The organism is Bradyrhizobium commune, from assembly GCF_015624505.1.
Classification (GTDB): Bacteria; Pseudomonadota; Alphaproteobacteria; order Rhizobiales; family Xanthobacteraceae; genus Bradyrhizobium; species Bradyrhizobium commune.
On the sequence record NZ_CP061379.1, the window covers coordinates 1,707,700 to 1,726,707 of the forward strand.

The 19,008-nt window shown below is 64.3% G+C and carries 11 protein-coding genes; 2 read left to right on the forward strand and 9 right to left on the reverse strand.

Going from position 1 to position 19,008, the window contains the following annotated elements; all coding sequences use genetic code 11:
• Positions 1 to 3: 3 nt before the first annotated feature.
• From glgB to IC761_RS08110, 3 genes are read right to left on the reverse strand one after another with little or no spacing between them, the layout of a single operon-like run.
• Positions 4 to 2,151 (reverse strand): 1,4-alpha-glucan branching protein GlgB, encoded by a 2,148-nt coding sequence (gene glgB, locus IC761_RS08100; protein WP_246791465.1) that lies wholly within the window; start codon positions 2,149 to 2,151, stop codon positions 4 to 6.
• Positions 2,144 to 5,437 carry a maltose alpha-D-glucosyltransferase gene (gene treS / locus IC761_RS08105; protein WP_195802737.1) on the reverse strand — a complete coding sequence of 1,098 codons (3,294 nt, stop codon included), beginning with the start codon at positions 5,435 to 5,437 and terminating at the stop codon, positions 2,144 to 2,146. The genes glgB and treS overlap by 8 nt, the downstream gene beginning before the upstream one ends.
• 11 nt (positions 5,438 to 5,448) lie before the next feature.
• Positions 5,449 to 7,395: a maltotransferase domain-containing protein gene (locus IC761_RS08110; RefSeq protein WP_195802738.1), complete on the reverse strand. Its 1,947-nt coding sequence runs from the start codon at positions 7,393 to 7,395 to the stop codon at positions 5,449 to 5,451.
• Between the two features lie 205 nt (positions 7,396 to 7,600).
• On the opposite strand from IC761_RS08110, the gene malQ reads away from it, so the two are divergent.
• Together malQ and IC761_RS08120 are read left to right on the forward strand one after the other, a co-directional pair.
• A complete protein-coding gene (malQ, locus tag IC761_RS08115) occupies positions 7,601 to 9,577 on the forward strand; it encodes a 4-alpha-glucanotransferase (RefSeq protein ID WP_195802739.1) in 1,977 nt (658 codons plus the stop codon).
• 33 nt (positions 9,578 to 9,610) lie between these two features.
• Positions 9,611 to 11,416 carry a glycoside hydrolase family 15 protein gene (locus tag IC761_RS08120; RefSeq protein WP_195802740.1) on the forward strand — a complete coding sequence of 602 codons (1,806 nt, stop codon included), beginning with the start codon at positions 9,611 to 9,613 and terminating at the stop codon, positions 11,414 to 11,416.
• Position 11,417: 1 nt separating this feature from the next.
• Here the strand turns inward: IC761_RS08120 and IC761_RS08125 are convergent, their stop codons facing one another.
• Genes IC761_RS08125 through IC761_RS08150 form a run of 6 tightly spaced genes read right to left on the reverse strand, consistent with a single transcriptional unit; the run spans position 11,418 to position 18,938 of the window.
• Entirely contained in the window at positions 11,418 to 12,230 is an 813-nt protein-coding gene (locus IC761_RS08125) for an HAD family hydrolase (RefSeq protein WP_195802741.1), read from the reverse strand.
• A 39-nt stretch (positions 12,231 to 12,269) separates the two neighbouring features.
• Positions 12,270 to 12,800, reverse strand: a complete 531-nt coding sequence (locus IC761_RS08130; protein WP_195802742.1) for a gluconokinase — start codon at positions 12,798 to 12,800, stop codon at positions 12,270 to 12,272.
• Positions 12,787 to 13,536 (reverse strand): 6-phosphogluconolactonase, encoded by a 750-nt coding sequence (gene pgl, locus IC761_RS08135; RefSeq protein WP_195802743.1) that lies wholly within the window; start codon positions 13,534 to 13,536, stop codon positions 12,787 to 12,789. Before pgl ends, IC761_RS08130 begins: the two co-directional genes overlap by 14 nt.
• Positions 13,536 to 15,047 (reverse strand): glucose-6-phosphate dehydrogenase, encoded by a 1,512-nt coding sequence (zwf, locus tag IC761_RS08140; RefSeq protein WP_195802744.1) that lies wholly within the window; start codon positions 15,045 to 15,047, stop codon positions 13,536 to 13,538. The genes pgl and zwf overlap by 1 nt, the downstream gene beginning before the upstream one ends.
• A gap of 30 nt (positions 15,048 to 15,077) precedes the next feature.
• Positions 15,078 to 16,076: a phosphogluconate dehydrogenase (NAD(+)-dependent, decarboxylating) gene (gnd, locus tag IC761_RS08145; protein ID WP_195802745.1), complete on the reverse strand. Its 999-nt coding sequence runs from the start codon at positions 16,074 to 16,076 to the stop codon at positions 15,078 to 15,080.
• A gap of 12 nt (positions 16,077 to 16,088) precedes the next feature.
• Positions 16,089 to 18,938, reverse strand: coding sequence for a bifunctional transaldolase/phosoglucose isomerase (locus IC761_RS08150; RefSeq protein ID WP_195802746.1), 2,850 nt, complete (start codon positions 18,936 to 18,938; stop codon positions 16,089 to 16,091).
• Positions 18,939 to 19,008: the final 70 nt, after the last annotated feature.

Genomic DNA, 19,008 nt, shown 5'->3' on the forward strand with positions numbered 1-19,008 from the left:
ATGTCAGCTTTCCGGAACGAGGAAGATCGCGGCCAAAGGCGGGATAGTGAGGCGGAGCTCGGGCGTCTTGCCGTCAACGGCCTGAACCTCGCCGATGTTCCCGACATTGCTGCCGCCATAATGGGCGGAGTCCGAATTGAATACCTCTTTCCACTTGCCGGCAAACGGCACACGAACGCGATAGTTGCGATAGACGTTGGGTGAGAAATTGACGATCACGAGGCAGCGCGCGTGATCGTCAAATCCCTTGCGCAGCCAGGCGAACACGTTGCGGTTGGCGTCGTTGGTGATCAGCCATTCGAAGCCGGCCTGGTCGCAATCCATCTGATGCAGCGCCGGCACCGCGCGATAGAGCCGGTTGAGGTCGCGGATCAGCGCCTGGATGCCCGAATGGTTCTTGTATTCCAGCAGGTGCCAGTCGAGCGACTGGTCGTGATTCCATTCGCGGCTCTGCGCGATTTCTGCGCCCATGAACAAGAGCTTCTTGCCGGGATGGCCGAACATGAAGCTGTAATAGGCCCGCAAATTCGCAAAGCGCTGCCACTCGTCGCCGGGCATGCGGCCGAGGATCGAGCGCTTGCCGTGCACGACCTCGTCATGTGACAGCGGCAGGATGAAGTTTTCCGAGAAGGCGTAGTGCAGGCCGAACAGGATCTCGCCGTGATGATGCTTGCGGTGGATCGGATCCTTGCTGATGTAGTTCAGCGTATCGTGCATCCAGCCCATGTTCCACTTGTAGCCGAAGCCGAGCCCGCCGAATTCCACGGGGCGCGAGACCTGCGGCCAGGCTGTGGATTCCTCCGCCGCCGTGGTCGCCTGCGGGAAGCGGGCGAACAGTTCGGTGTTGAAGCGGCGCAGGAACGCAATCGCCTCGATGTTCTCGCGGCCGCCATACTGGTTCGGAATCCAGGCGCCGGGCGGGCGGCTGTAGTCCAGATAAAGCATGGAGGCGACCGCATCGACGCGCAGGCCGTCGATGGCGTAGCGCTCGAGCCAGAACACCGCGTTCGACACCAGAAAATTCGTCACTTCGGTGCGGCCGTAATTGTAGATCAGCGTGCCCCAATCGAGGTGGCGGCCCTGGAGCGGATTGGCATGCTCGTAAAGCGAGGTGCCATCGAAGCTGCCGAGCCCGTGCGGATCGTCGGGGAAGTGGCCGGGCACCCAGTCGAGCAGCACGCCGATGCCCTCACGGTGGCAGGCATCGACCAGCGCGGCGAAATCTTCAGGCGTGCCGAAGCGGCTGGTCGGCGCATAGAGGCCGGTCGGCTGATAGCCCCATGAGCCGTCGAACGGATGCTCGCTCACAGGCAGGAATTCGAGATGGGTAAAACCCATGTCGCGAGCGTAAGCCGGCAATTGCTCGGCCAGCTCGCGATAGGTCAGCCATTCATTGTCACCCTTGCGGCGCCAGGAGCCGAGATGGACCTCGTAGATCGACATCGGCGCCGACAGCGCGTTGATGCCGTCGGGCGCCGGGCGGGGACGCGGGAGATGCGCCTCGTCGAAGACGATGGAGGCCGTCTTCGGCCGTACCTCGGCCGCAAAGGCCAGCGGATCGGATTTCAGCGGCAGTCGATGACCGTGCGGTCCGACTATGTCGAACTTGTAGTGGTCACCGGCGTTGGCGTGCGGGATGAACAATTCCCAATAGCCGGCGCCGCGCACCCGCATCGGATGGCGCCGCGAATCCCAGAAATTGAAATCGCCAACCACGGCGACGCGTCGCGCGTTCGGCGCCAGCACGACGAAGCCGATGCCGTCGACGCCGTCGAGCGTCATTGGATGCGCGCCGAGCTTGTCATAGAGGCGCTGATGGGTGCCTTCACCCAGCAGATAGAGATCGAAATCGGTCAGGATTGGCGGAAAGCGATAGGCGTCCTCCAGCTCGACGACGTCGTTGCCGAATTGCGCGCGCAACTGATAGCGTTTGGAACCGTTTGGCAGGGCGCCGATGAACAAACCGGAATCGTGGACGCGATCAAGCTTCGCCACCTCGCCGTGTTCGCCGATTGCCTCGACATTCGAAGCCTCGGGAAGAAACGCGCGAACCACGCTCTTGCCGCCCTCGGGATGCAGTCCGAGATAGTGGAAGGGATCGGAGTGGCGGCCCTCGATGATCGCGTAGGCCTCGGCAGGCAGTTTAGGCATGTGCTTCGCTCTCGGCATTGGACAAAATGCGAAGCAGCCCGGTCAGCGGCGCATTGAGCCCGTCCGGCCGGTGCGACAGCTCGTACTCTACTTCGTCGAACGCGTGATCAAGCATGAAAAACCTTAACAGGCTTTCCGCGGACTTCCGATTGTCCGGCCATAGCCGGCGGTCGGTCATGGTCTCGCGATAGGCGGTGAGGAATGTCGTGGTGGCGCGTTCGCGCCATTCGCCGAGGGCAGCTCCAATGCGGCCCTGCTCGTCGGGGCCGCCCGCGAGCGCGCGATTGAGCGCCGCGGTGGCCGCGAGCTCGATCGAGCGGACGAGGCCTGCGACGTCGCGCGCGGCAGGAGCCTTTCGCCGCTTGTCGGCCAGCGGCAGGCGCGGATCGCCGTCGAAATCGATGATGAAGATGTCGTCCTTCACGATCAGAGTTTGCCCGAGGCGGAAGTCGCCATGATGACGGATGTTCAACCCGCCGATGCCGGATGGCAATAGCGCCGTTAGCCGATCGGCCAGGTCCGCGCGCGCGGCGACGAGGCGGTCGACCAGCGGCCGGTCGGCCTCGCGCAGGCTGTTGCGGCTGTCGGCGAGCCGTTCGAACACCCGCTCGGCGCGCCCCTTGAGGTCCGAGGCCCAGCGCTTGAGGTGAGCCGGCCCGATCGCCTCGGGGGCGAGATCGGCAGGCTTGGCCGCGGCGAGTGCCATATGCAGCTCGGCAAGCCGCCGGCCGGTCTGCGCCAGATGGTGCAGATAGGGAACCTGGTCATGATGCTCGCGGGGGGTGTCGCTCGCCGCCAGCAGCCGCTGCTCGTCGACCTGACGGTCGAGATAGGAAGCGGTCACCGCCCAGCCGTCGCCCTGATTCTCGACATAGGCGTGCAGGACGCCGACGGCGCTGCGACTGTCGCCCTCGACAAGCTCGACGCTGCCGAGCAGCGCCGGCGCATGCGTAAAGCGGGCGACCTCGGTGAGATAATGGCCGATCTCGATCTCGGGATTGACGCCGCTTTCGAGCTGGCGATGGATCTTGGCGACATACTGGTTGTCGACGAGGGCCGTGCTGTTCGACTGCTCGACCGCCCGGATGCGCGCGGGTTCCTTGATGGCGTATTCGGCGAATCGGCTGGTGGCCTTGAACTCCAGTCGCAGATTGTTTTCATCCACAACGAGGTTCTGCGACAAGCCTCGCAGGAAAAGCCCGATGAAGATCTGGTCGGTCGCGACGTCGAGCAGCGTACCTTCGCGCGCGCCCTGGCGCACGGCGGCGAGCGCCTTCGGGTTGAAGCGCTCACGGTCGAACCGCACCCACTCGATTTGCATCGGCAGCACGTAGCGCGTCGTGACGTCGTCCTGCGGTGTTTCAAAGAACGCGATCCAGGGGCGGTTATCACCAATGTCGCTGAACGGCACCGCCGAGGTCAACGTGGCTTTGATGTGCTTGGGATTGTGCTCGGGATACCAGCGTGTCCGCGACAGGAATCCCGGGAGCACGTCGCGCTCGAACACGCCGCGTTCGCGCGCGAGCGACACCCAATTCGAATTAAGCGGCACCACTAGCGTTTCGAACTCGGGAACCGCGCGTGGCGTCACTGGCTCGGACTTGTCGCGTTCCTGAAGCTGGAACCAGTAGAAGCCGTAAGGCCCCAGCGTGATCATGTAGGGCAATTCGCCGATCGCGGGGAAACGCGTGCGGCCGAGCATCTCCTGCGGGATGCGGTCCTTCCATGGCGTGAGATCAAGCTCGGTCGCCTGCGCGGCACGTGACAGATTGGCGACGCAGAGGATCACCTCGTCGCGATATTGCCGGACATAGGCGAGCACGGCGCGGTTGGCCGGACGGATGAACGTCATGGTGCCGCGGCCGAAGGCGAGCGTCGATTTGCGCACCGAGATCAGCCGCTTGGTGGCGCTGAGCAGCGATGACAGGCTGCGCGACTGCGCCTCCACGTTGACCGAATCGTAGCCGTAGACAGGGTCCATGATCGGCGGGGCGTAGAGGCGGGCGGGATCGGCGCGGGAGAAGCCGCCATTGCGGTCCGGGCTCCATTGCATCGGCGTGCGCACGCCGTTGCGATCGCCGAGATAGATGTTGTCGCCCATCCCGATCTCGTCGCCGTAATAGATGATCGGCGTGCCGGGGAACGACAGCAGCAGCGAGTTCATCAGCTCGATCTTGCGCCGGTCGTTGTCCATCAGCGGCGCAAGCCGCCGGCGGATGCCGACATTGATGCGGGCGCGCGGATCGTTGGCGTAGGTGGTCCAGAGATAGTCGCGCTCGACGTCGGTGACCATCTCCAGCGTCAGCTCGTCATGGTTGCGCAGGAACAGCGCCCATTGGCAGATCGCCGGAATGTCCGGCGTCTGGCGCAGAATGTCGGTGATCGGGAAACGGTCCTCCTGCGCGATCGCCATGTAAATGCGCGGCATCAGCGGGAAGTGGTAGGCCATGTGGCATTCGTCGCCACGGCCGAAATATTCCTGCACGTCCTCCGGCCATTGATTGGCCTCGGCCAGCAGCAGCTTTCCCTTGGAATAGGCATCGAGCTCCTGGCGCAGGCGCTTGATGATCGCATGCGTCTCGGGGAGGTTCTCGTTCGAGGTGCCCTCGCGCTCGCAGAGATAGGGGATGGCGTCGAGCCTGAAGCCGTCGACACCGGCGTCGAGCCAGCGCTTCATCACCTGGATGATGGCGCTGACGACGCGCGGATTGTCGAAGTTGAGATCCGGCTGGTGCGAGAAGAAGCGGTGCCAGTAGAACGCGCCGGCTTCGGGGTCCCAGGTCCAGTTGGATTTCTCGGTATCGGTGAAGATGATCCGCGTGCCCTGGTATTTCTGGTCGGTGTCGCTCCAGACATACCAGTCGCGGGCGCTCGAGCCCGCCGGGCTGCGGCGCGCGCGCTTGAACCAATCGTGTTGATCGGAGGTATGGTTGACGACGAGCTCGGTGATGACGCGCAGGCCGCGCTTCTGCGCTTCTTGGATGAAGCGCTTGAAATCCTTCATCGTCCCGAAATCGGGATTGATCGAACCATAATCGCCGATGTCGTAGCCGTCGTCGCGGCCGGGCGAGGGATAGAACGGCAGCAGCCACAGCGCGGTGACACCGAGATCCTGGAGATAGGGCAGCTTCTCGGTTAACCCCGCAAAATCGCCGATGCCGTCATTGTTGCTGTCGGCAAAGGCCTTGACGTGGAGCTGGTAGATGATGGCGTCCTTGTACCAGAGCTCATCCACGACCTCGGCAGCCTCGGCCTTTTTTGTATCGACGGAAGACAGAACGTTCATGGCGTGAATCCTTACGCCAGGCAGCGGAACAACAGTGCGGGATCGCGGTCGGGATCGATCCGCAATCTGATCCCGCCCCATTCGATACGGGACTGTTCGCCGGTGAGGAGATTTTCGAGTGTTGTGACGTGGCGGCGCTCGCCGTCGACGTCGATGGCGAGGTCGCCGAGCGGCAACCAGAATTCGCGCACATGGCGCGAGAGGGCGATGACGACGACGACCGTGTTGGCGGGTTCAGCCGCCTCCTTGGCGAAGGCGATCGTCTCGTCGTCCTCGATATTGAAGAAGCGCAGATCCGCCGTCTGCTGAAGCGCCGCATTCTCGTTGCGGATGCGATTGAGCGCGGTGATGTAGGGCTTGATGTTGCCGGGCTTGTCCCAGTTGCGCTGGCGGATCTGGTACTTCTCGGAATCCTGATATTCTTCGCGGCCGGGGACGGCCTCGTGCTCCAGCAGCTCGAAGCCGCTATAGACGCCGTAACTGCCCGACAGCGTCGCCGCGAGCGCAGCGCGCGACTTGAACGCCCAGGCTTCGCCGCTCTGGAGATGATAGGGCAGCAAATCGGGCGTGTTGACGAACAGGTTCGGTCGATAGAAGTCGCGCTCGGGATAGCGCGTCAGCTCACCAAGATATTGCTCCAGCTCCCATTTCGCGGTGCGCCACGGGAAATAGGTGAAGGATTGCGTGAAGCCGAGCTTGGCAAGCCCCTTCATCAGCTTCGGCTTCGCGTAGGTCTTGGAGAACAGGATCACCTCGGGATGCCGGCGACGGATGTCCTGGATCAGCCACTCCCAGAACGGCAACGGCGCGGTGTCGTGATTGTCGATGGCGAAGATGGTGACGCCGTGGTCGATCCAGAACAACATGGCGTCGCGGAATGCGTTCCAAAGTCCGATCCTGTCGACGGAGGCGAAATCGGGGATGACGATGTCCGAGTAGGGGCCATCCGCGGCCCGCACCGAACGGTCCGGCCGCCACTTGAACCATTCCGGATGCTGCGTCAGCCAGGGATGATCCGGCGAGCATTGCGCGGCGAAGTCGAGCGCCAGCTCGAGACCGTATTCGAGGCAGGTCGCGACCAGCGCGCGAAAATCCTCGATGGTGCCGAGCTCGGGATGCAGCGCATCGTGTCCGCCCTCGGCCGAGCCGATCGCATAGGGCGAGCCGGGATCGCCCTCAGCGGCGACCGGAGCATTGTTGCGGCCCTTGCGGCTTGTGTGGCCGATCGGGTGGATCGGCGTGAAGTAGAGCACGTCAAAACCCATTGCAGCGATCTCGGGCACGCGCGCGATGCAGTCGCGCAGCGTGCCGTGCTGGCCGGGCGTCCGGCTCTGGCTGCGCGGCATCATCTGATACCAGGCGCCAAAGCGCGCTCTGTCGCGGTCGATGATCAGCGGGAAGTTCGGCGAGCGGGTGAGGTCGGGCCGCGACTGGCTCTCCGACATGGCCGCGCTGAGCTCGGTTGCGAGCAGCGGCGCGACGTCACCGCTTTGAAGGTAGTCCTCGCATTGTCTGACGATGACGGCCGCGGCGTCCTGCTGCGCGCCATGCGCCTTGGTCAGGAGGCCGGCGCCCTCGATGGCATCGAGCGTGACGTCGGCGCCGGAGAGCTGCCTGCGTTCGAGCCCATGACGCCAGGTGGCGAACTCGTCGGTCCAGGCCTCGATCGCATAGACATATTCGCCGGGCTCGCCGGGCACGAACGCGCCGGACCAGCGGTCATCGCCGTGATGGGTCATCGGCTCGCGCCGCCACTCGCGCTCCTGCTCGCCGCGCCAGATCAGCGCGGCACTGACCACGGCGTCGCCGTCGCGATAGATATCGGCCCAGACCTCGATCCGCTCGCTCGCGATCCGCTTCACGGCAAAGCGGCCGCCGTCGATCAGCGGATAGACGTCTTCGATGATGAAAGCGCTGCCGGCTGCGGCACTTTCGACAGTTTGAATTGTCTTGTTCACGGTGATGCCATTGACAAGAAAGCAGGAGCCCGTTTCCCTTGTCGGGAACCTACGCTTGGTACCTATATAGAAAGCCGCTTGTGTGTCATTAGTTCCCCCTGGGAACGGCAGCTGCGGTTTGCGCGTTAACCCTGACTAACGTCTTCCGCCACCTCGCTAAAATCGATGTCCCCGGCCAAACAATGGCCTGCAAGCTGCGTGCCGAATGGATCTTTTAGCTCAAGCCCAGATCAAGGGCGTTCAGTCCGAATTTACCGACGCCCTTGGCAAGCTGCGGGTCACCGCGCCCGAGGCGCTCAAATCGATCCTCGACGCGCTGCCGGAGAAGCGGGTCTATCGCTTCGTCAGCGGGCCGGTCGTGGTTCGTGCTCTCGGCCATCCGCGCACCGAACTGGCGGCCATCGGCGCCGCGCCACTGCAATGGAAAGTCACCGTCAGCGGCCAAATCAGCGAACCTAACGTGATCGCGCAAGGCGAGACGCGCGAGCCGGTGATCGCATGGCCCGCGGGCCTGCCGCTCGGCTATCATCGGCTGACACTGACCGATGCCAAAGGTACTACGGAAGAGGTGCCGATGATTGTGGCACCCGAGCGGGCCTTTGGCGGCGATTTCGATCGCGGCTGGCTGCTCGCCGTGCAGCTCTACGGTGTCCGCTCAGACCGCAATTGGGGCATCGGCGATTTCACCGATCTGGCCGGTCTCGTCCGGCTGGCAAAACAGCTCGGCGCCGACGGGGTCGGGCTCAACCCGCTGCACGTGCTGTTCGATAATTATCCAACCGATTGCAGCCCCTATTCGCCGAACAGCCGGTTGTTTCTCAACCCGCTCTACATCGACGTCGAGGCGATCCCGGAATTTTCGGCGGACCTCGTCCCCGATGCGGCGGCAACCGCCGAGCGGCTGCGTGAAGGCGATCGTGTCCCTTATGCGGATATGGCAGCGCTGAAATGGCTGGGCCTGCGCGCCGCCTTTGACAGCTTTGTGAAAAGCGCGAGCGGCGTCCGTCGCAATCAGTTCGACGCCTTTCGCGCCGAGCGAGCGCCGCTGTTGTCCCGCTTTGCCTGTTTCGAGGTGCTGCGCCATCGCTTCACCGGGCCGTGGTGGGAATGGCCGGTCGAATGGCAGCAACCGATTGATGCAAAATGCGCCGAATTGCGCAGCGGTCCCGACAAGCACGAGGTCGAATTCGTCGAGTTCGCGCAATGGACGGCCGACAGCCAGTTGCATGCCGCCAAGGAGTTGGCCGGCGAGCTCGGCATGCGGGTCGGGCTCTATCTCGACGTCGCCGTCGGCGTGCAGTCCAACGGCTTCGATGCCTGGAACGAGCAGACCGCCATTTCGCGCCATCTCGCCGTCGGCGCGCCGCCCGACGTGCTCAACACCGTCGGCCAGGATTGGGGCCTCGCCGGCTTCAACGCCGGCGGTCTTGAAGCGCAATCCTTCGTGCCGTTCGCCGACATGCTGGCCGCTTCGATGCGCCATGCCGGCGCGATCCGGCTCGATCACGTGCTGGGATTGAAGCGGCTTTATCTGGTGCCGCGCGGCTTCAGGCCGGACAACGGCGCCTACGTGCAGATGCCGTTCGAGGCATTGCTTGGCGCCGTCGTGCGAGAGAGCGCGGCCCACAAATGCATCGTGATCGGCGAGGACCTCGGCACCGTGCCGGAAGGTTTTCGCGAGACCATGCAGGACTTTGGCATCTGGTCCTATCTCGTCATGATGTTCGAGCGCGATGATGCCGGCCATTTCCGCAATATCGACCATTACCGGCCGAACGCGCTGGTGACGCTGAACACGCACGATCTCTGCACCTATGCCGGCTGGCGCTCCTTCAGTGATCTCCGGATGAAGCTGTCGCTCGGGCTAGATCCCGGCGAGGACGAACAGGCGCGCTGGGATGCGCTCGGCGCGCTCGACGAGATCCTGCGCCAGAACGGCATCGACGCCAACGACCTCTATTCGGTGCTCGCCTTCCTGTCGCGCACGCCATCGCGCCTGCTCGCCGTGTCGCTGGAAGATCTGCTCGGCGTGATCGACCAGCCCAATATTCCCGGCACGATCGACGAGCATCCGAACTGGCGTCAGCGGCTGCCTGTTATGCTCGACAAGATCGCCGCCAAGGTCGATCTCGCGGCTTTGAAGGCCGCGACGCGGGAACGTTCCTTGACCGGCGTGCGTTGAGAAGTCTTAAGAATTTCTCAGGCGCGCAAACCATTGTCAGAGAAGATCGAGGACTATGCGTTGATCGGCGACTGCGAGACCGCAGCGCTGGTCGGGCGCAACGGCTCGATCGACTGGCTATGCTGGCCGGCCTTCGATTCCGACGCCTGCTTTGCCGCAATCCTTGGTACGCCCAGCAACGGCCGCTGGCTGATCGCGCCGAGCGAGGAGGCGACCAGTATCTCGCGCCGCTATCTCGGCAACACCCTCGTCCTGGAAACGCGCTTCGAGACGAAAGACGGCACCGTCACGCTGATCGATTTCATGCCGCCGCGCGGCAAGGCGTCAGATATCGTGCGACTGGTGCGCGGCGTCGACGGCACAGTGAAGATGCGAATGGAGCTCGTCATCCGCTTCGGCTTCGGTGTTGACGTTCCCTGGGTGCGCCGCTGCGAGGATGGATCGCTGCTCGCGATCTCCGGGCAGGACATGACGGTGCTGCGCACGCCGGTCGAGACCCGCGGCGAGGATCTGACGACGGTTGCGGAATTCGAGGTGGCGGCCCGTGAGACCGTGCCGTTCGTGCTGACCTACGGCCCCTCGCATCTCGATCCTCCCGAGCCGATCGATCCCGAGATCGCGCTCAAGGAAACCGAGGAATTCTGGCAGGAATGGTCGAGCCGCTGCACCCAGGACGGCGACTACCACGATCTCATCCTGCGCTCGCTGATCACGCTGAAGGCGCTGACATTCGCGCCGACCGGCGGCATTGTCGCCGCCCCAACCACGTCATTGCCGGAGAAGCTCGGCGGGATGCGGAATTGGGACTACCGCTTCTGCTGGCTGCGCGATGCGACGTTTACCCTGCTGGCGCTGATGAACTCCGGCTATACCGAGGAAGCCTCCGCCTGGCACAATTGGTTGCTGCGCGCGGCGGCCGGTTCACCGTCGAACATGCAGATCATGTACGGCATCTGGGGCCAGCGGCGGCTCCTGGAATGGGAGGCGGGCTGGCTCGCTGGCTATGAGGGGGCCCAGCCGGTGCGCGTCGGCAATGCGGCGCACGCGCAGCTCCAGCTCGACGTCTATGGCGAGCTGATCGACGCCTTCCACCAGTCGCGGATGGCCAAGCTGAAGCTCGACGAGGAGACTTGGGCCGTCGAGTGCAACGTGCTCAACCATCTTGCCGAGGTCTGGGACCAGCCCGATCACGGCATCTGGGAGCGCCGCGGGCAGCCCAGGCACTACGTCTTCTCCAAGGTGATGACCTGGGTCGCCTTCGACCGCGGCATCAAGAGCGCCGAGACCTTCGGCTTCAAGGCGCCGCTGTTGCACTGGCGCGCCTTGCGCGAGGCCATCCACCGCGACGTCTGCCACAGGGGCTTCGACGCGGACGAGGGCGCCTTCGTCGAGTCCTATGGTTCAAAGTTGCTCGATGCCAGCGTGCTGCTGTTGCCGGCGGTCGGATTCCTGCCGGTGGAGGACCCGCGCATCCGTGGCACCATCGCGGCCATCGAGCAGCACATGATGCGCGACGGCTTTGTGCTGCGGCACGATCCGCGCGAGGTCTCCGAGGAGACGCAGCCGATCGAAGGCGCGTTCCTGGCCTGCACGCTGTGGCTCGCCGATGCCTACGTGCTCTCGGGCAATCTCGACAAGGCGCAAGAGCTGTTCGACCGTGTCGCGCGCCTGGCCAACGACGTCGGGCTGCTGGCCGAGGAATACGACCCTATCGCGCTCCGCCAGACCGGCAATTTCCCGCAGGCGCTGACGCACATCGCGCTGATCAACACCGCGCATAACCTCTCGGCGGCACGGCACGCGAGCGACAAGCCGGCGATGCAGCGGTCGAAGCAGTGACTTAACCGACCCCGTTCCGCTTCAAGATCATCTCCATCGCCTCCGCAAAACCATCCTGCTCGTTGCTCGCGGTGACGTGGGTCGCCTGGTCCTTGACGCTGTCGGTGGCGTTGCCCATCGCGATCGAGGTGCCGCTGACGCGGAACATCGCGAGGTCGTTCTGCATGTCGCCGATGGTGGCGACCGCGTCGGTCGAGATGCCGAGCCGCTTGGCCATCGCCTGCACGAATGTGCCCTTGTTGAAGCCGGGCGGAGTGATGTCGAGGTAGTAGGTCTGCGAGCGCACCGCGGTCGCCTCGCTGCCGAGCGCCTCCTGCATCGCCTTCTCGCAACGCTCCAGCCCTGCCGCATCGGCGCTGGCGCCGACGATCTTGCAGGCGCTGGCGAGATACGGCGAAAAATCCGTCACGATGGTCGGGGTGGAGCGGATCGTGTGCTCTTCATGCGCGACGTATTTTCCGTTCGGGTTATCGATCAGCCATTTGTCGTAGGTGAACAGCCAGATGTCGGCGCCGAACTCGCGGAGGATCTGTAGGCAACGTTCGGCCGCGCTTGCGGAGATCAGGTGCTGCTCGACCGGCCTCATGTCGGGGTCGATGATCGAGGAGCCGTTGAACGGGCCGACCGGCAACCAGAGCGCGAGCGGCTCGATCAGGAAGCGCATGCCGATGGCGGGGCGGCTGGAGGTGATGGTGAAGCCGATGCCGGCCTGGTGCAGCCGTTGCACCGCGCCGCGGGCGCGGTCGGTCAGCGTCTTGTCCTTGGTCAGCAAGGTGCCGTCGACATCGGAGACCACGAGGGAGATTTGCGTCATGGCAGCACCTCAGATTTCATGGCCTCGGATTTCATGGCCTCAGCGTTTCACACCGTCGAATCTTAACTGCCGCACGATGCCGTCCACGATCGTCTCGACGGATTCGTCGATCGAGACGGTGATGACATGCTCGCTCGCCTCGGGCGGCTCCAGCGTGTTGAACTGGCTGGTGAGGAGTCCGGGCGGCATGAAATGGCCCTTGCGGTGCGAGAGCCGGTCGGCGATCAGCTCCTGGCTGCCCTTCAGGAAGACGAAGCGGACGTCGCTGCGTCCACGCAGCAGCACGTCGCGATAGGTGTGCTTCAGCGCCGAGCAGGCAATGATGACGTGCCCGCCCTTGTCGCAGACCCGCGCGATCTCGTCGGCGATGGCGTTGAGCCAGGGCCAGCGGTCCTCGTCGGTGAGCGGATGGCCGGCCCGCATCTTCTCGACATTGCGTGCGGGATGAAAGCTGTCGCCGTCTTCGAAACGCCATCCGAGGCGCTGGCCAAGCAACTCGGCAATCGTGCTCTTGCCCGAGCCCGACACGCCCATCACGATCAACGCACAAGGTGCTTCAACGCCCGCCACGAATCCCCTCCGGAAGCGCGGCCTGGTCGACCAGCCAGACGGTCTCACCATTCGAGCGCGCGCGTACGGCCGGCAGAGTCTCGCCATTGAGGAGGCGCGTCAAGATCGGCTGCTTGTCGTGCCCTGCAATCTCGAACAGCATTTCGCGGCACGAGGCCAGCGCCGGCAAAGTGAGCGAGACCCGCGGCACGAAAGGCGCGACATTGGCTTTGGGCACGCCGACGACCCAGCGCCCGGTCTCCTCGATCTCGGGATAGCCCGGAAACAACGATGCGGTGTGGCCGTCCGGGCCCGCCCCCATCAGCACGAGATCGAATAGCGGCCGGGCCGGATCGAGGCTTTCAGCTCCGTAGAAGGCTTGCAGCTCGCGCGCATAGGCCGCGGCGCTGGCGTCGGGATTTTCAGCCGTTGTCGGAATCGGGTGGATATGCCCTGACGGCGCGCTGCGATCGAGAAAGGCCGCGCGCGCGACCGCCATGTTGTTGAGGGGATCGTTTTCCGGCACGAAGCGCTCGTCGCCGATGAACCAGTGCACGCGATCCCACGGAATCTTGCCGCGATACGCGTCGCTGCCAAGCAACTGATAGAGCTTCTTCGGACCAGAGCCGCCGGTCAGCCCAATCGCGATGCGCCCGGGATTGGCGGCAATGCGCGCCATCACCCGTTCGGCCGCAGCCTGTGCAAGGGCTTCCGCGTCGGCGACGACGATCAGCTTCGGCTGGTCGGCCGCCGCCATCACGAATATTTCCGCCAGCTGCGGCCGTCGCGCCGGAGCAGCTCGTCGGCGCAGGCCGGGCCGTCGCTGCCGGCTTCATAGGTTTCGATGCCATTGGTGCCGGCGTTCTGCCAGGCATCGAGGAACGGCTGTACCGCTTCCCATCCGGCTTCGACGCCGTCGGCGCGCTGGAACAGGATGTTGTCGCCGATCATGCAGTCGTAGATCAGCGTCTCGTACCCGGTCGAGGGATCGGCGCGGAAATAGTCGCCGTATTTGAATTTCATCTCGACGCCGTCGATGGTGATGCTCGGTCCCGGAATCTTGGCGTTGAACTGGAGCTCGATGGTCTCGGTCGGCGCAATGCCGATGGTCAGGAAGTTCTGCGAAAGGCGGTCGACGGTGGTGCCGTTGAACATCGACAGCGGCGCCTGCTTGAACTTGATCGCGACTTCGGTGCGCTTGTGCCCCAGCGCTTTGCCGGTGCGCAGATAAAAGGGAACGCCGGCCCAGCGCCAATTGTCGATCATCAATTTGAGCGCGACGAAAGTCTCGGTGGTGCTGCCGGGCTTGACCTCCTCGGTCTTGCGGTAGTCCGGCAGCTCATCATCGCCGATGCGGCCGGCGAGATATTGGGCGCGGACCGAGCTCTTCAGCGCTTCTTCTTCGCTCGGCCGCTGGATCGCGGTCAGAACCTCGGCCTTCTCCGAGCGCACGGAATGGGCGTCGAAACGCGCCGGCGGCTCCATCGCGACCAGCGACATCAGCTGGAACAGATGGTTCGGCACCATGTCGCGCAGCGCACCCGTGGCATCGTAGAACCCACCGCGATGGCCGACGCCGAGCTTCTCCTCCACCGTGATCTGGACGTGGTCGATATGGTTGCGATTCCAGATCGGCTCGAACATGCCGTTCGCGAAGCGCAGCACCAGGATGTTCTGCACCGTCTCCTTGCCGAGATAGTGATCGATCCGGTAGATCTGGTGCTCCTCCATGATCTTCAATAGCTCGGCATTGAGCGCGCGCGCGGTCACGAGATCGGTGCCGAACGGCTTTTCGATCACGAGCCGGCGCCAGGCGCCGTTCTCTTTCATCATGCCGGTGCGGCCGAGCTCGCGCGCGGTCGGCGCGAACGCGGCTGGCGGCGTTGCCAGATAGAACAGCCGGTTGCCACCGGTGTCCTGCGCACATTCCAGCGAATCCAGATGCTCGCGCAGGCGGTCGAACGACGGCGGGTCTTTTGGATCGGCCTCGACGAAGGTCACGCATTCCAGCAGCTTCCGGGCGATGTCGTCATCGATGGGCCGCGTCGCGAATTGCTTCAGGCCCTTTAACAGGCTGTCGCGCAGCTCGTCATCGGACTGGCCCTTGCGGGCCACGCCGACGACGCAGAACTTTTCCGGCAACAAGTGCTCGGCCGCCAGATTGTAGAGCGATGGCATCACCAGCCGATGGGTGAGGTCTCCGGTCACGCCAAAAATGACGAAGGCGCAATTTTCCGGCTTGCGCTTGGCTTGAAGGTCTTTTGTCACGAACTGTACGCCTTCGCTTGCTTGTTGCTCTTACTTCGGCTTCGAAGCGTCCGGCTGCTTCGGCTCCTTGTGGCCGCCGAAACCCGCGCGCATCGCCGAGAGAATTTTTTCGGCGAAGGTGTGTTCCTTGCGGGAACGGAAACGTGTGTAGAGTGCCGCGGTCAGGACTTCCGCCGGCACGGCCTCGTCGATCGCTGCGTTCACGGTCCAGCGTCCCTCGCCGGAATCCTCGACGAAGCCGGAATATTCCGCGAGCTGCGGGCTGTCGGCGAGCGCGGTCGAGGTGAGATCGAGCAGCCAGGACGGGATCACGCTGCCGCGCCGCCAGACTTCGGCGATGTCGGCGAGATCGAAATCGTAACGATGATCGGCGGGCAGCGCATCGAGGTTGGCGTTCTTGAGGATGTCGAACCCTTCGGCATAGGCCTGCATGAGGCCGTATTCGATGCCGTTGTGGATCATCTTGACGAAATGGCCGGCACCGACCGGGCCGGCGTGGATGTAGCCCTGCTCGATGCGGTGATCGCGCCCCTCACGTCCCTCGGTGCGCGGAATGTCGCCGGCGCCGGGTGCGAGTGCGGCGAAGATCGGATCGAGCCGGTCGACCACGGCCTTCTCGCCGCCGATCATCATGCAATAGCCGCGGTCGAGCCCCCAGACGCCGCCTGACGTGCCGACGTCGACATAATGGATGCCGCGCGTCTTCAACGCCTTGCCGCGGCGGACGTCGTCCTGCCAGAAGGTGTTGCCGCCGTCGATGATGACGTCGCCGTCCTGCATCACGCCCGCGATCGTGTCGATCGTTTGCTCGGTGATGCGCCCCGCAGGCAGCATCACCCAGGCGTTGCGCGGCCGCTCGAGTCTCGCGATGAACTCCTCCAGCGTCGCCGAGCCCACCGCGCCGTCTGCGGCCAGGCCGGCGACGGCCTTGGCGTCCTTGTCGTAGACCACGGTCGAATGTCCGTGGCGCATCAGCCGGCGAACGATGTTGCCGCCCATCCGGCCGAGGCCGATCATGCCGAGTTGCATTGAGATAATCCCCTAGTTCAGTGCGTCGTTAAGCGCCGCATTGAGCGCCGCGAGACCCTTCTTGAGCGGACCCTTCAGGTGCACCCGAAGCGCGCGCCGGCCGCGCTCGGTGAGCACGTCGAAATCGCCGCGGGCCTGCGCCGCCTTGATCACGCCGAAGCTCGCCTTCTGACCCGGCACGGCCAGGTCCTTGGCATCGTCAGCGGTGATCTGGAGGAACACGCCGCTGTCGGGCCCGCCCTTGTAGGCCTGCCCGGTGGAGTGCAGGAAGCGCGGGCCGAACTCGGCGGCAGTCGCCAGATGCCGCTTCTCGAGCACGGCCGTCCGCATCTCCTGAAGCGCCTCGATCGTGGCCTTGTCGCGCGCGATGTAGCCGAGCAGGGCGAAGTAGTCGCCATGGCGGGAGCGCGTGATATGCGCCTTCAGCCAGGAGGTGAGGTCGCCATTGGCCCCCATCGCGCGCAATGCGGCGGCGTTGGCGTCGTTGGTGTAGAGGTCGGCCTCAGCGGTGCTGACCACGGGCTGCTCCGGCGGCAACTCGCCGGTCTTCTCGTACGCTGCCGTCAGCTCGCGGGTCTTGATCTTGGCCGCTTCCACGTCCGGCTGGTCGAACGGGTTGATGCCGAGAATTGAGCCCGCCACCGCGGTCGCCATCTCGAAGCGGAAGAATTCCTGCCCGAGATGATCGATCGACTTCATCACGATGCGCACGGCGGGATGACCGGCCGCTTCGAGCGCGCTGAGCTTGGCGTCATGGTCGGCATCCGTTTCGCCTTCGGTGCGGATGTCGATGAAGAAGCGGTCGTTGCCGTAGACTGACGGATCGGCCAGCGGCTCGCCGGCGATCGGGATCAGACCCTTGCCCTCCTTGCCGGTCGATTCCGCGATGAGCTGCTCGGCCCAGGCGCCGAAATCGGCGATCTTCTTCGACGACAGGATCGTCACCTTGTCGCGGCCTTCAAGCCCGGCGAGGCCCATGGCGAGGCCGAGCTGCACGCCGGGGTTCTCAGCTGGCGGCACGTCCGGTCCGCACGAGCGGGCCATCGACAGCGCATGCTTGATCAGCGTCTTGACGTCGATGCCGGCGGTCGCCGCCGGCACCAGGCCGAATGGCGAGAGCACCGAATAGCGCCCGCCGATCGACGGCTCGCCGTGGAAGATGCGGGCATAGTCGAGCTTCGTTGCTGCCTTCTCCAGCGACGAGCCGGGATCGGTCACCGCAATGAAGCGGAAGCCGGTCTTGGCCTTCGGCCCGATCGCCTGCGCGACGCGCTCGTGGAAATAGTCCTTCATCGCGTTCGGCTCGGTGGTGCCGCCGGACTTGCTCGACACGATGAACACGGTGTTGGCGATGTCGATCTTCGCCTCCATCGCCCGCACCTGCGCCGGATCGGTGGAATCCAGCACATGCAGCTTGGGGAAGCCCGCCTTCCTCGCAAAGGTCTCAGCCAGCACCTCGGGCCCTAAGCTCGATCCGCCCATGCCGAGCACGACGGCATCGGAGAATTTCTGGCCCTTCACGCGGCTGGCATAGTCCTCATAATCGGCGACGTCGGCTTTCGCTGCGCTGTCGAGCCAGCCAAGCCATTTGTTTTCATCCGTCCCGGTCCAGACCGATTTGTCGCGCTGCCACAGCCTGCGAATTTTTGCCGAGGCGCGCCATTCCTCGGTGCTCTTGGCGACTGCCTTGCCGAGTCCGTCACTGAGCGAGAGCTGCTGGCGGTCGATCGCAGGGCCGAGCACGGTTGCGCGCTTGTGCGCGACCGCGCCGTAGAGCTTGTCGGCGGCGTCGGCAAACTGCTTGACGCCGTCCTTGACGAGCTCTTCCGTGATCGCATCCAGCGAGATGCCGGAGCGCTCCAGCTCTTCGAGCACACGATAGGCGTCCTCGACATTCTCCTCCAGGCTGTCGCGCGGCTTGCCGTGGTCGCGGAACGCATCGAGCGTTGCCGGCGGCACGGTGTTGACGGTGTCGGGGCCGATCAGCTCCTCGACATAGAGGACGTCGCTGTAGTCCTTGTTCTTGGTGCCGGTCGAGGCCCACAGCATGCGCTGCGGCTTGGCGCCCCTGGCGGCGAGCTTCTCCCAGCGCGGCCCCGAGAACAGGCGCTTGTAATCCTGGTAGGCGACCTTGGCGTTGGCGATCGCGACCTTGCCCTTCAGTGCAGCAAGCCGCTCCTTCTCGGATGGGTCGTTGGCCCGCGCGATCTTCTCGTCGAGCTGCTTGTCGACCACGCTGTCGATACGGCTGACGAAGAAGCTCGCGACGCTTGCGACATGCGACGGATCGCCGCCGCCGGCGACATATTTCTCGAGGCCCGCGAGATAGGCCTCGGCAACCCTGAGATAGACTGCCTTCGAGAACAGCAGCGTGATGTTGATGCTGATGCCGTCGCCGATCAGTGTCTCGATCGCCGGCAGGCCTTCCGGCGTCGCCGGCACCTTCACCATCAGGTTCTTGCGATTGACGTCCTTCCACAGCCGCCGCGCTTCGGCGATCGTGCCGGCGGTGTCCATCGCGAGGTAAGGCGAAACCTCGAGGCTGACATAGCCGTCATGGCCCTTGAGGCGATCGTAGACCGGGCGCAGCACGTCGGCGGCGCTCTGGATGTCCTCGACTGCGACCGTCTCGAACAGATCGGCGACGGTCCGGTCGCCGCGCTTCAGCGCCTTGCCGATCGGGGCGTCGTATTCGTCGGAGCTGCCGATCGCCTTCTCGAAGATAGACGGATTGGACGTGACGCCTTTGACGCCATCGGTGTCGATCAGCCGCTTCAGGTCGCCCTTGGCGATGAAGCCGCGGGCCAGGAAGTCCAGCCAGACGGCTTGTCCGTGCTTTTCCAGTTCTTTGACGGGATTCATGATGATTATTTATCTCCAAGCCTGCGGGCGAGGGGTTTCCGCGCCGGTCCTGACGCGCTATCGTCTAGCT